11 protein-coding genes are annotated in these 11,876 nt (G+C 63.4%); 7 read left to right on the plus strand and 4 right to left on the minus strand.

Features of this window, described 5'->3' with window-relative positions:
- Positions 1-97: 97 nt before the first annotated feature.
- Positions 98-901, plus strand: coding sequence for a lysophospholipase (locus tag ACT01B_RS20750; protein ID WP_445147540.1), 804 nt, complete (start codon positions 98-100; stop codon positions 899-901).
- A gap of 32 nt (positions 902-933) precedes the next feature.
- Here the strand turns inward: ACT01B_RS20750 and ACT01B_RS20755 are convergent, their stop codons facing one another.
- A complete protein-coding gene (locus ACT01B_RS20755) occupies positions 934-1,878 on the minus strand; it encodes a cation diffusion facilitator family transporter (protein WP_445145095.1) in 945 nt (314 codons plus the stop codon).
- Between the two features lie 251 nt (positions 1,879-2,129).
- Between ACT01B_RS20755 and ACT01B_RS20760 the strand changes: the two genes are divergently transcribed.
- The 4 genes from ACT01B_RS20760 (at position 2,130) to glk (ending at position 7,231) form a co-directional block, all read left to right on the plus strand.
- A complete protein-coding gene (locus ACT01B_RS20760) occupies positions 2,130-2,846 on the plus strand; it encodes a gluconate 2-dehydrogenase subunit 3 family protein (protein WP_445145096.1) in 717 nt (238 codons plus the stop codon).
- Positions 2,843-4,618 carry a GMC family oxidoreductase gene (locus tag ACT01B_RS20765; RefSeq protein WP_445145097.1) on the plus strand — a complete coding sequence of 592 codons (1,776 nt, stop codon included), beginning with the start codon at positions 2,843-2,845 and terminating at the stop codon, positions 4,616-4,618. The genes ACT01B_RS20760 and ACT01B_RS20765 overlap by 4 nt, the downstream gene beginning before the upstream one ends.
- Complete coding sequence (locus ACT01B_RS20770) at positions 4,615-6,021, plus strand: c-type cytochrome (RefSeq protein ID WP_445145098.1); 1,407 nt, start codon at positions 4,615-4,617, stop codon at positions 6,019-6,021. The genes ACT01B_RS20765 and ACT01B_RS20770 overlap by 4 nt, the downstream gene beginning before the upstream one ends.
- A gap of 169 nt (positions 6,022-6,190) precedes the next feature.
- Positions 6,191-7,231 carry a glucokinase gene (glk, locus tag ACT01B_RS20775; protein ID WP_445145099.1) on the plus strand — a complete coding sequence of 347 codons (1,041 nt, stop codon included), beginning with the start codon at positions 6,191-6,193 and terminating at the stop codon, positions 7,229-7,231.
- 41 nt (positions 7,232-7,272) lie between these two features.
- Here glk and ACT01B_RS20780 read toward each other — a convergent pair whose 3' ends face one another.
- The 3 genes from ACT01B_RS20780 to ACT01B_RS20790 all read right to left on the minus strand — a co-directional run bounded on the left by ACT01B_RS20780 (position 7,273) and on the right by ACT01B_RS20790 (position 10,459).
- Positions 7,273-7,608, minus strand: a complete 336-nt coding sequence (locus ACT01B_RS20780) for a hypothetical protein (protein ID WP_445145100.1) — start codon at positions 7,606-7,608, stop codon at positions 7,273-7,275.
- Between the two features lie 317 nt (positions 7,609-7,925).
- Positions 7,926-9,500, minus strand: coding sequence for an ATP-binding protein (locus tag ACT01B_RS20785; RefSeq protein WP_445145101.1), 1,575 nt, complete (start codon positions 9,498-9,500; stop codon positions 7,926-7,928).
- 332 nt (positions 9,501-9,832) lie between these two features.
- Positions 9,833-10,459, minus strand: coding sequence for a response regulator (locus ACT01B_RS20790; RefSeq protein ID WP_445147541.1), 627 nt, complete (start codon positions 10,457-10,459; stop codon positions 9,833-9,835).
- A 258-nt stretch (positions 10,460-10,717) separates the two neighbouring features.
- Between ACT01B_RS20790 and ACT01B_RS20795 the strand changes: the two genes are divergently transcribed.
- Positions 10,718-11,401 carry an HAD family hydrolase gene (locus ACT01B_RS20795; RefSeq protein ID WP_445145102.1) on the plus strand — a complete coding sequence of 228 codons (684 nt, stop codon included), beginning with the start codon at positions 10,718-10,720 and terminating at the stop codon, positions 11,399-11,401.
- Between the two features lie 104 nt (positions 11,402-11,505).
- Positions 11,506-11,826 (plus strand): hypothetical protein, encoded by a 321-nt coding sequence (locus ACT01B_RS20800; RefSeq protein WP_445145103.1) that lies wholly within the window; start codon positions 11,506-11,508, stop codon positions 11,824-11,826.
- The last annotated feature ends 50 nt before the right edge of the window (positions 11,827-11,876 follow it).

Consider the following 11,876-nt stretch of genomic DNA (forward strand, 5'->3'; position numbering starts at 1 on the left):
GCACCCTCCACTTGATGCAGAATTCGGCCTTTCCCAACAAGGCCGCGATGTGAACCACCCGGGCGACCAGGGCAGCGACAGCTCCCAACACCTGACCATGGCCGATGGCCAACGCCTGTTCGTGCGCGACTGGCCCTATGCCCGCAGCCAGGATGCAGTACTGATCGTGCACGGCCTGGGTGAGCACAGCGGCCGCTATCAGCGGCTGGCGCTGTGGTTCCGCACGCGCGGCTATGCCGTGCGCAGCTACGACCAGCGCGGCCACGGCCAGACGCCAGGCATACGCGGGGCGATGCGCCACAGCGACGACCTGCTCGAGGACCTGGCCACGGTCTACAACGACTATGCCTCTGGCCTGCCCCGCCCACCCTTGCTGCTAGGCCACAGCATGGGTGGTCTGGTGGCGGCACGCGCCGTGCTCGATCAGCGCGTGCAGCCGCCCGCACTGGTACTTTCCTCACCGGCGTTCCGGAGTTGGGAGCATGCCTGGTTGCGGCGCCTGGCCGCCCTGCTCGCCCATGTTGTGCCAAATCTGCCCCTGCCTAACGGGCTGTCGTTCGACGAGCTCTCGCATGACCAGCAGGTGCAGCAGGCCTACCGTGGCGATCCGTTGCGGCATCGCTGGATAACGCCGCGCATGGCCGATTTCATTTTCCGCGCCGGCGAGAGCTCCATTGGCGACTCGTCTCAGCTGCGGATGCCCACGCTGCTGCTGGTAGCCGGTGCCGACCGGCTGGTCGATCCCTCAGGCAGCCGCGACTTCGCCGCGGGCGCATGGGCTGGCCAGAAGCTCACCACGCGCTATTTCGATGCGCTGTACCACGAGTTGTTCAACGAAGCGGAACCCGCGCGCAGTCAGGTACTCAAGCAACTGGGCGACTGGTTGCAACGGATGGCCTGAGGTCATTGTCGCCGGCGGCCCACGGCCGGCCGTTACATCCACTCGCGTTTGCTGGTGAAGGTGATGGTCAGCCATTCCGCCCGGATGTCGCTGCCCAGACGCGCGGCAATAGCGCTGCGCACGGCGTCCATCTCACCCATCGTACCCAGCGGTCGATACGGCTCGACCAGGATATGGATGTCGATGAAGCGCATGCGGCCGATCTTGGCGACGTAACTATCGAATCGCAGATAGTCGTACTCCTTCACCATGGCCTCCATCACCGTGCGCACGCGGCTGTCCAGCTCGTCCGGCGCCAGCTGCAGTACCTCGCGCAATGCATGCCACAGAGTCTTCAGCGGCAGGGGCAGCAGTGCGAGCGTGAGCAGGAGCAGAATGGTGGAGTCGATATAGCGCGTCCAGTGATCAAGCGGACCGCCCTTGATGACGGCGGCGATGCCGAAACCCGCCAGCACGGCGATGCTGATGCAGCCACTGATAAACCAGCTGCGCATATCCACCTGCAGCAGGACCGAGCCCAGCGCGACAGCGTGCCGATGCATGTAGAACGCCATGCCCATGCAGAACACGCCTACAAACGCCACCCAGGCAGCGCCGATACCAAACGCCAGCTCGTGACCACCGGTGAGCAGGTCGTGCACGGCGGTGAAGGCCGCGTAGCTGCAAACGACGGCGAGCACGGCCGAGTTGAACACCACGATCAACGGCTCGAGATGCCAATACCCAAACTGGAAGCGCCGGCTGCCTTCGCTGGCGACCAGGCGGGAAACGGCCAGTGAACCACCGGTAAGCACGGCATCGACCAGCGAATAGAAGCCATCGAAGGCGATCGCTTGCGAGCGCATGAACAGACCCGCCACCACGCTTGCCACGCCCACGAGCAAGGCCAGAACGATGGAAAGGCGCAGCTGGCTTTGTTCGCGTGAAGTATCCATGGCATCCGTCGTCGCTGACCGCGCGCGGCGTGGAATCAGCATGGCACGAGTCCTCGCGGAGCATCCACTCGCCGCCGCTAGCCATGCTTCCGAAATCGCCACCGCAGCCTGCTTTTTGATTGTGACAATGCCGCCGGTCGACTCACTGTGAAGGCAGCGGCTACCTATCGAAACACGGAATTCAAAAGCGCCGGTGATTCAGCGAGTTCGACGCATGGGGCTGGAGCCTTCACGTTTTGCATTCATCCGGCAAGCCAGCATGAACGGGGTTTTTTTAGCGCCCGGGGAATGCCATGTCCGATAAGCTCGGCTCGTCGTCTCGGCGCGATTTTCTTCGGCAGTCTCTGGTTGCCGTTCCGGCAGTGAGCCTGCTGGGGACTTCGGCCATCGCGCAGCCCCAGGGCGGCTCCACGGCAGCGGCGGCGGGACCCGCCTATACGCCCCACTACTTCACCGCGCCCGAATGGGAGTTCATCCAGGCGGCGGTGGATCGACTGATTCCCTCCAGCGAAGACGGACCCGGCGCACTGGAACTGGGTGTACCCGAGTTTCTCGATCGGCAGATGGACGATGCCTACGGACATGGCGGCCTCTGGTACATGCAAGGGCCGTTTGTGCCCAATACGCCGCCCACACTGGGTTATCAACTGCGCTTTGCGCCGCGCGAGCTCTATCGCACCGGTATCGCCGCGGTCGACGACTGGTGCCAGAAGCAACACAACCAGCGCTTCTCTGCCCTGACACCCGAGCAACGCGACGAGGTGCTGCATGGCCTGGAGAAAGGCGACATCAAGCTCGACCAGCTGCCTGCCACCGCATTCTTCTCGTTACTGCTGACCAATACCAAGGAAGGCTATTTCGCCGACCCGATGTATGGCGGCAACAAGAACATGGGCAGCTGGAAGATGATCGGTTTCCCCGGTGCACGCGCCGACTTCGCCGACTGGATCGAACAGCCCGGCAAGGTCTATCCGCTCGGTCCCGTGTCCATCAAAGGGGCGAAGCCATGACGCGTATGAAACCGGTCGACGTGGTGATCGTCGGCTTCGGCTGGACCGGCGCGATCATGGCCATGGAGCTGGCCGATGCCGGCATCAACATACTCGCGCTCGAGCGCGGTGACTTTCGCGATACCTCACCGGATTTTGCCTATCCGCGCAGCGCCGATGAGTTGGCCTATGGCATCCGTGGCGGCCTGTTTCAGCCGCTAGCCAAAGAAACCATCACCATCCGCCACACCCTGGATGAAACCGCCGTGCCGTATCGCCAGTACGGTTCGTTCCTGTTCGGCAACCACGTCGGCGGCGCCGGCATCCACTGGAACGGCCAGCATTACCGGCCATCGCCAGAGGACTTGGAGTTCGAGAGCCATATCACCAAACGCTACGGCAAGAAGTTCATGCCGGACGACATGCAGATCCAGGACTATGGCGTGACCTACGACGAGCTCGAGCCGTTCTTCGATCGGTTCGAGTACGTATGCGGCACCTCGGGGCGCGCCGGCAACCTCAATGGCGAGATCAAGGATGGCGGCAATCCCTTTGAGGGGCGACGCAGTCGCGAGTATCCGAACCCGCCGGTGGCCGATAACTACGCCGCCAAACTGTTCGCCGATGCCGCACGAACACTGGGCCACAAGCCGTTTCCGCAGCCTTCGTCCAATGCCTCGCAGCCTTACACCAATCCGTATGGCGCGCGCCTGGGTCCATGCAATCTCTGCGGCTATTGCGAGCGCTTCGGCTGCTACATGTATTCCAAGGCCTCGCCGCAGACCACCATCCTGCCGGTGTTGATGCGCCGCCAGAATTTCGAGCTGCGCACGAACAGCCATGTCACTCGCGTCAATCTCGACAACACCGGCAAGCGCGCCACCGGCGTCACCTATATCGACGCGCAGGGCCAGCAGGTGGAACAGCCGGCGGATCTGGTAATCGTCGCGGCATTCCAGATGCACAACGTGCGCCTGATGCTGATGTCGGGTATCGGCAAGCCCTACGACCCGAAGACCGGCACCGGCGTCATTGGCAAGAACTACGCGTACCAGATGATGAGCGGCATCTCGCTGTTCTACGACAAGGACGTGGCGATCAACCCCTTCGTCGCCGCGGGCTCGGGCGGCAACCAGATCATCGACGACTACAACTCGGACCATTTCGATCATGGCCCGCACGGCTTCGTCGGCGGCGGTTACATTTTGGGCGGACAGACCGGCGGGCGCCCGATCCAGCAGCTGACCTTGCCACCGGGCACGCCCGCATGGGGCGAGAAGTGGAAGCGCGCCGCCAAGGACAGTTACCTGCACACCACCGGCCTACAGACGCACGGCTCGGTGATGTCCTATCGCGATCGCTATCTCGATCTCGACCCCACCTACAAGGACAGCTTCGGCCTGCCCTTGCTGCGCATGACCTTCGATTGGCATGACAACGAATACAAGATGACGCGCTTCCTGACCGACCGTGCGCAGGAGATCGTCGACCAGATGAAGCCGCGCCAGAGCGCGCAGACCATCCGCAAGCCCGGCGACCACTACGACGTGCGCCAGTACCAGACCACGCACACCACCGGCGGCGTCATCCAGGGCAAGGACCCCAACACCAGTGCGCTGAACAACTTCCAGCAGAGCTGGGACGTGCATAACGTGTTCGTCACCGGCGCCTCGGCGTTTCCGCAAAACATCGGCTACAACCCGACCGGCCTCATCGGCGGCCTGACCTACCGATCGGTCAAGGCGATCCGTGAGACCTACCTCAAGAACCCCGGTCCCCTGGTGCAGGTATGAACACCCTGGCCCAACGTCGTCGCAGTCGTGGTGGCGCCCTGCTGCGCATCGTTACCTGGCTGGTCGTGCTGGTCGTGTTGGCCTGGTTGGCAACCCTGGCCCTGGGTCGCGGTGGCGGCGACGCCGCAGCGACGCTGCCGATGCCGACCGATGCGCAGATGAAGCAGGGCGAGTACCTGGCCAGGCTGGGCGACTGCGCGGCCTGCCACACGGCACCTGGTGGCAAGGCTTTCGCGGGCGGACTGCCGATCGCTTCGCCGATCGGCACCATCTTCAGCACCAACATCACGCCTGATCCGAAGACCGGTATCGGCAACTACACCTATGGTCAGTTCGAGCGAGCCGTGCGGCGAGGCATCAAGCCTTCGGGACAGTCGATGTACCCGGCGATGCCGTTCCCTTCGTTCTCACGGGTAAGCGACCAGGACATCCAGGCGCTGTATGTCTATTTCATGCGCGGCGTAACGCCGGTGGAGCAGGACAATCTGCACAACCGCATTCACTGGCCGCTGTCGATGCGCTGGCCGCTGACGTATTGGCGCTGGCTGTTCGCTCCGAAGGTCGAACCGATGCAAGTGGCGATGTCGCAGCATCCGGTGCTGGCGCGCGGCGAGTATCTGGTCGAAGGACTCGGCCATTGCGGTGCCTGCCACACCCCGCGCGCGTTCACCTTGCAGGAACGCTCACTGGGCAACAGCCCGCTTTTTCTCAGTGGTGGCGAGAGCGACAACTGGATTGCGCCCAGCCTGCGTGGCGAACCGGCCAGCGGTCTCGGCAGCGTGTCGGAAGCGGAGCTGGTGACCGTGCTCAAGAGCGGGCGCAACGAGCGCAGTGCCATCTTTGGCGCGATGTACGACGTGGTGGAACACAGCACGCAGTTCATGAGTGACGACGACCTCACGGCGGTCGCGCAATACCTCAAGTCGCTCACCCCATCGCGCCAGGAGACTCCGCTTACCTATGACCAGGCCACGCGCGACGCCTTGTTCGCCGGCAACGTGAGTGCAGCGGGTGCGCAGCTCTATATCGACAACTGCGCCACCTGCCACCGCACGGACGGTCACGGTTACGGCTACGTGTTTCCGGCACTCGCCGGCAACCCGGCCGTCAACGGCGACGACCCGCGCTCCATCATTCGGCTGGTTCTGCATGGCGGCACCATGCCGTCGGGTCGCGATGCACCGAGTCAATTCAGCATGCCGGCTTTCCGCGATCGGCTAAGCGACCATCAGGTGGCTGAAATATTGAGCTTCGTGCGCTCCAGCTGGGGCAATCGAGGGGGCTCGGTGGACGCAGCGCTGGTAACGCATATGCGGGGGCTGCCACCGGCAGGACAGCCCATGATGACGGGCTACGATCCACGCGCCGCCGAGCCTGCGGCGGCACCGGCCGCGCAGCACTAGCGAACGGGGCGAGCAGCGAAAGGCGGCATGGCCGAGCTACTTCCATTCCGCCGCGGATGGTGAAACAGGGCCATCGGAGCCCGCCTTCTGGCGTCCAAATGCCTGCGCACTACTGGACGAACAGGCTTCGGGGAGTCACGCTTATCGTTCCCCGCCGCCAGGACCCTCCATGAGAACGCCAGCCCGTGCCGCCCCGACCCTGCTTGCTGACCTCGGCGGCACCAATGTGCGTTTGGCCCTGGCCGATACGGGCCGTACGGCGCCGTTGATGGAAGACAGCGTCCGTCGCTATCGGGTCAAGGATTACGCCTCGATGGCTGACGCGATCCGTCAGTACTTCGAAGACACCGGCCATCGTGCCCAGCGCGCCATCATCGCCGCGGCCGGCCGCATCAGTGAGGGCGAGACGGTCAAGGTCACCAATAATCCCTGGCAGGTGGCGGCGCACGCGCTGCAGACCGAGCTGGAGATGGAGTCGGTGCATCTGGTCAACGACTTCGCCGCGCAGGCCATGGCCGTACCCCTGCTGCTCGCCGAACAGACGTCGTCAGTCGGCCCGCAGGCGCTGCCGCAGCTGGGTCAGCGCGAGCCGCAGACCTTCGTCGTAATGGGCCCGGGTACCGGCCTGGGCGTCGCCGGCCTGCTGCGCCGCGAATCGAACTGGATCGTACTGGAGACCGAGGGTGGCCACGCCGGCTTCGCCGCGCACACCACCGAGGACGTGGAGATCCTGCACCGCCTCAACGACCGCTTCGGTCGCGTGTCCAACGAGCGCATGATCTGCGGCAACGGCCTGGTGAATCTCTATCTCGCCCTGGCCGACATGGCCGGCCAGCCGGCCGAGGAATACACGCCCGAAGACATCACCTCGCGTGCCGAGGCCGGCACCGATCCGCTGTGCGTGCGCACGGTAGAAACGCTGGCGGGCATCTTCGGTAGCGTGGCAGGCGATCTGGTACTGAGCCTCGGCGGCTGGGACGGCGTCTACCTCACCGGCGGCGTCTTGCCCATCCTGTTGCCGTGGATCAAGCGTGGCGGCTTCCGCGAACGCTTCGAGGCCAAGGGTCGCTTCCGCGAAACGATGGAACAGGTACCCACGGTGGCGATGGTTCATCCGGAGCCGGGCCTGCTCGGCGCTGCGGCGCTGGCCGTGCTGGAAGCAGGCAAGCCCCTGGTCGCTGCAGCGATTAATAGCCGCTCGGCCGAATAGGGCCTCACACTCGGACAAGGATGACTTGCCGATGCCTGTGCTCACTCGTAGTCCCGCCTGAGCAGCTGAACCTGCTCGCTTGAGCGTGAGCGTGCACTATCGACGTAATAGTCGAGCAGGCGGATGCCGGTGTGACGGCTGACCGACATCCTATGCTCGGTGTAGAGCGGACCGTGGCGTTTTCCGCCGCCTGTAGCGCCCAGCGCGCAACGATGGCGCACCTGCCGTGGCTCGGGAGAGCGATTCACCGCGACGGTATCGGCACACGTTCCCTGCAAAATCAATCCACTTATTTGAATTGTTCCTGACGACTGTCCGTGCAGCGCGACACTTGTCGTGCTCAACGCCATCGCCAGAAGCATGACCGCGCGTTTCATCGTGCTATCCCTTCCGTTTGTAATGTTCTGCCATGCCTGCGCATCAGTCGGGCACACGGCAGTCATGACGTAACCAAGGCCCCGTAAAGGGATTGGGAATCGGCAGCGCAGAGACGCGCGATTCCGGCGTTGCAACTTATTGCCTGGTGATCTAGCGACGGTCCAATCGCTACCGTCGAGCACCGGATCTTGTATGAACTATCCAGGCTTGAGATGGGAGGTGAAACCCCTCTTTCGCGGGGATGCGATGGGGGAACTGGAGCGAGGTATCGGTGGCACCAACGCGTCGCGCGTCAGCATCGAAACGCTGGCGTCGCTCAGTCGATGCCGATCGGCGTAGCGGCATCCGACGCGCTATCGGCGGCGTCCGCAACGCGCTGGGGTTGCGCCGATGCGACGAGAGCCTCTTCAATGCGTTGGCGCAGCATGGGCGCCGAAATGGGTTTATGCACGATGCCGTAGCCCGACTGCTTGGCGTCCGCCAGCGCCGACGACGACGTTTCGCCGGTAACGACAAGCACCGCGAATGTTCCGTGCATGCGCCTCATCCTTTCAGCCAAAGCGATCCCGTTTTCGTCGTCCCGCAGACGCAGATCCACGATCAGAAGATCTGGACGTCCATACTTGACGAACAGCGAAGCCAGTTCCTCCGAGCCGGTGGCGGTGCGCACCTGGTAGCCCCAGAGTTCAAGTAGCGCGCGTGCGCCTTGCACAATGTCCACCTCATCGTCCACGACGAAGACGGTGAGATGGCCGCGCGCCGCAACGGCGTTGCCATCGGCGCCCGGCGAAGCGTCGCTGTTACCGCTGGGTAGTTCGACAATGCCGGGAATTCGCAGCTCGATCGTCGTCCCTTCGCCCTCGCGCGATCGAAGCACAATTCTTGCTCCGATCAATTCAGCCAGTCGCTTAACGATGGCCAGGCCGAGACCGACGCCCCGCACACGGTCGCGACCGGGATTGCGGAGCTGATAGAACTCTTCGAAGATCCGTGCGTGTTCGCTCTCTGGAATGCCTACGCCTGTGTCCAGCACGGCCAGCACGGCTTCGCTCGAATCGCGTCGCAGCGATACGGTAACGCCGCCCTGTTGCGTATATTTGAACGCGTTGTCCACCAGGTTACGCAGAATTCTGGAGATCGCCAGAGGATCTGCGTGGACCGCAAGCGGCAGGGTATCGATCTTGAGGCTGAGGCAGTTTTGCTGCGAGACGGATGTGTATTCGCTGCAAACGGAGCTGACCAGGAGGTCCAACGGGAAGGTCTTGGTGATCGCTACGTAGTGACCCATGGACAGCTGCGAAAGATCCAGCAAGCCGTGCACTAATGAGCCCAACGTATGGACGATCTCGTCGATCTTCGTGCTGACTTCCCGCAGCGTTTCGGGTGAGGGTTCTGCATTGAGGATGGCACTGTAAAGCGACAGCGCATGCAGCGGCTGGCGCAGGTCATGGCTCGCCGCAGCCAGCACGCGTGAACGTGCCGCCGCTAAATCTTCAGCCAGCCGCATCGCCTGCGTGACTTCGGTATGGCTGTGTTCCAGTTTACGGACCATCTGGTCACGTTCGCGACGCACGGCGATGGACCGTCGGAGCATGCGTTCGCTTTCGCCGGCAACGCCGATCAGCAGCCCCATATAAAGCATGTCCATCGCGAGCATGGGCAAGGCATGCTGCGGGTACAACCGAAGCCAGCCGACGTCAGCGATCACCAACAAGGCGCCCGAGTAGGCGCCAATGATAAGCCGCGACGCTTGCGCGACGGCAACGCTGCCGGCGGAAGCGGCGAAGACGATGAGTCCAAGCAGCAACTGATCTTCTACCAGCAACTTGGCAATAAAGAGGAGGCTTGACATGCCGATGCCCGCACCAGAAACGACGGCCAGCGACACCATCTGCCATTCCACCATTCGCAGTGAATACCAGTCCGTCCGTTTGAGTATCCACATGCCGTAGAGCGCTCGCGCGAACTCGGTAAGCAAGATCCACGACGCCCATGCGATGAAGGTCCCAGCAGCGACATGGGGTATTTCAGTGAGAGCCAGGCCCACGATCAAGGCGACATGCGCCAACGGCATGCGTTTCAGCATGCGCGCGTGAAGTTCAAGCCTCTCGCGCAGTACTTCCTGATCGAGCGATGCAGCCGTCAAGGAACTCTCAGCCATGGCGGCGCCGTCGGTGGCTTTGCTGTCATCCATGGTGGCGTCCCGAAACTCGTCGGCGCGCTTCATTGGCCTCGGCCAGCCGAGCGGGCGGACCACAATCCAAGCGCAGTGGCCGTCACCACCGCTTCCGTCCTGTTGTTGACCTTCAGCGCGCAAAACAGTGCGCTGATGTATTCCTTGACCGTGTGCTCCGACAGCCCCAACTCCCTGGCAATCGACTTGGTCGGTAGTCCCCGGCCCAAGGCGCGCAAAACATCGTGCTGCCGACGGGTGAGAACGGGTGCGGCCGTTTCGCTTGAGCCGGAGTGCGCAAGCACGTCGGGCGGCAGGTAGACGTTGCCGGCCAGAACCTCCTTCATCGCGAGCGCGAGTGTGGCGGGCGGCATGCTCTTGGGCACGAAGCTCATGGCGCCAACATCCAGACAGGCATGGATCGTGACGGGGTCATGCGCTGCCGAAACGACCACGGCGGCGACATCCGGCGCGATCTGCTTCAGCCGGGACAGGCCATCGAGCCCGTACTCGCCTTCCAGATTCAAATCGAGCAGGCAGACGGAAAGATCGGGATGCCTGGTGGCGAGAGCGATGGCTTCGGCAAGCGTCGATGCCTCGAGAACCTCGGCATTGTGCTGGATGGATTGCAGCAGAAGGCGCAGTCCGGCCCGGAACAGCGCATGGTCGTCGACCACCAAGATCTTCACATTCCCTCCTTAAGTCCTCTAAGAGAGTGGCGGAAGGCCTGGCAGAGTTGCCGTCCTTTTGATGTTGGCATGAGATCCGATGCGGTCGCCATGGGCCCGTGCCGACACGCCGAGTCGGGAAAGACGACTGGGTGAATGACGAAGGCGCTGCGCTGACCGTCCTGGAAGCCTTCCGCGGCCGCGCCCTAGTTGGGCATCCCGCGCCAATCGGCGACACTAGCCGCCTGTCAGTGATGGAGAAGCGCCATGGCGCACGGTGACACGGCCTTCCTGTTCGATCTCGATGGCACCCTGGTCGACAGCGTGTATCAGCACGTGCTGGCCTGGAAGGAGGCGCTCGATCGCGAAGGCGTCGAGCTGTCGGTATGGCGTATTCATCGCAAGATCGGCATGAGCGGCGGGCTTTTCGCGAACATGCTTCTGCGCGAAACCGGCCTTGAAATCACCGAGGAGCGGCTTACCCGATTACGCCAATGGCATGCTGAAGCCTACAACCGGCAGGCCTCGCAGGACGCGGTGCGACCCTTGCCCGGTGCGCGCGAACTGCTCGATTTCCTCACCGCAGAACAGATCCCCTGGGCCATCGCCACCAGCGGGCGCATGCTGACGGCGCAACACAATCTCGAAGCGCTCGGCGTCGACCCGTCGAAGGTGCCGGTGGTGACACGCGATCAGGTTCGCTACGCCAAACCCGATCCCGATCTGTTCATCACCGCGGCAGAGCGACTTGGCCTGGACGTCCATTACAGCCTGGTCGTCGGCGACAGCATCTGGGACATGCTCGCGGCGCAACGCGCGCGTGCGCTCGGCGTGGGCCTGCTCTCCGGCGGCTACGGCCAGGAAGAACTGGAAGACGCCGGTGCATTCCGCGTGTATGAAGATCCGGCGGACCTGCTCAAGCATATCGACGAGGTCGCCGCGCGCCGTTGAGGCGCACGAAGCGCACCTATCGCACCACGCATGTCAGGTGCGATTCATCGCCACAGGGTCGGCTGCCGTTAGTCTCAACCTCTGTTCGTTGATCGGAGGCCGCCATGCGTCGATATCTCGCCATGCTCCCGCTCGTCCTGCTCACTGCGTGCTCGCCAAGCTCACCACCGCCCGAGCAGAAGCCGCCTCAACCAAAAGCCGCGCAGAACGCGCCCGACAACGCCATGCTCGGCTCCGCCGAATGGTATGCCTGGGTCGACAACCGGCTACACGTCACCGACGCCGAAGGTCACGGCCCGGACCGCGGCTCGGACGAATGGAATCACGCCGTACAGCACCGGCTAGGCCAGGAAGCACCGCAGCTGCCCGTGGGTTCACCGCAGTGGCAACAAGCGGTGGATGGGTTGCTGCGGGCGCGGCCGTAGCCATTCTCCCTCTCCCCAGAGGGGAGAGGGTTGGGGTGAGGGGCGGGTGC

Source organism: Dyella sp. Tek66A03 (genome assembly GCF_052567735.1).

Bases quoted from the DNA above. Each gene is read 5' to 3' on its own strand.
- ACT01B_RS20750 (WP_445147540.1), top strand. From the start codon at position 98: ATGGCCGATGGCCAACGCCTGTTCGTGCGCGACTGGCCCTATGCCCGC.
- ACT01B_RS20755 (WP_445145095.1), bottom strand. From the start codon at position 1,878: ATGCTGATTCCACGCCGCGCGCGGTCAGCGACGACGGATGCCATGGAT.
- ACT01B_RS20760 (WP_445145096.1), top strand. From the start codon at position 2,130: ATGTCCGATAAGCTCGGCTCGTCGTCTCGGCGCGATTTTCTTCGGCAG.
- ACT01B_RS20765 (WP_445145097.1), top strand. From the start codon at position 2,843: ATGACGCGTATGAAACCGGTCGACGTGGTGATCGTCGGCTTCGGCTGG.
- ACT01B_RS20770 (WP_445145098.1), top strand. From the start codon at position 4,615: ATGAACACCCTGGCCCAACGTCGTCGCAGTCGTGGTGGCGCCCTGCTG.
- glk (WP_445145099.1), top strand. From the start codon at position 6,191: ATGAGAACGCCAGCCCGTGCCGCCCCGACCCTGCTTGCTGACCTCGGC.
- ACT01B_RS20780 (WP_445145100.1), bottom strand. From the start codon at position 7,608: ATGAAACGCGCGGTCATGCTTCTGGCGATGGCGTTGAGCACGACAAGT.
- ACT01B_RS20785 (WP_445145101.1), bottom strand. From the start codon at position 9,500: ATGGTGTCGCTGGCCGTCGTTTCTGGTGCGGGCATCGGCATGTCAAGC.
- ACT01B_RS20795 (WP_445145102.1), top strand. From the start codon at position 10,718: ATGGCGCACGGTGACACGGCCTTCCTGTTCGATCTCGATGGCACCCTG.
- ACT01B_RS20800 (WP_445145103.1), top strand. From the start codon at position 11,506: ATGCGTCGATATCTCGCCATGCTCCCGCTCGTCCTGCTCACTGCGTGC.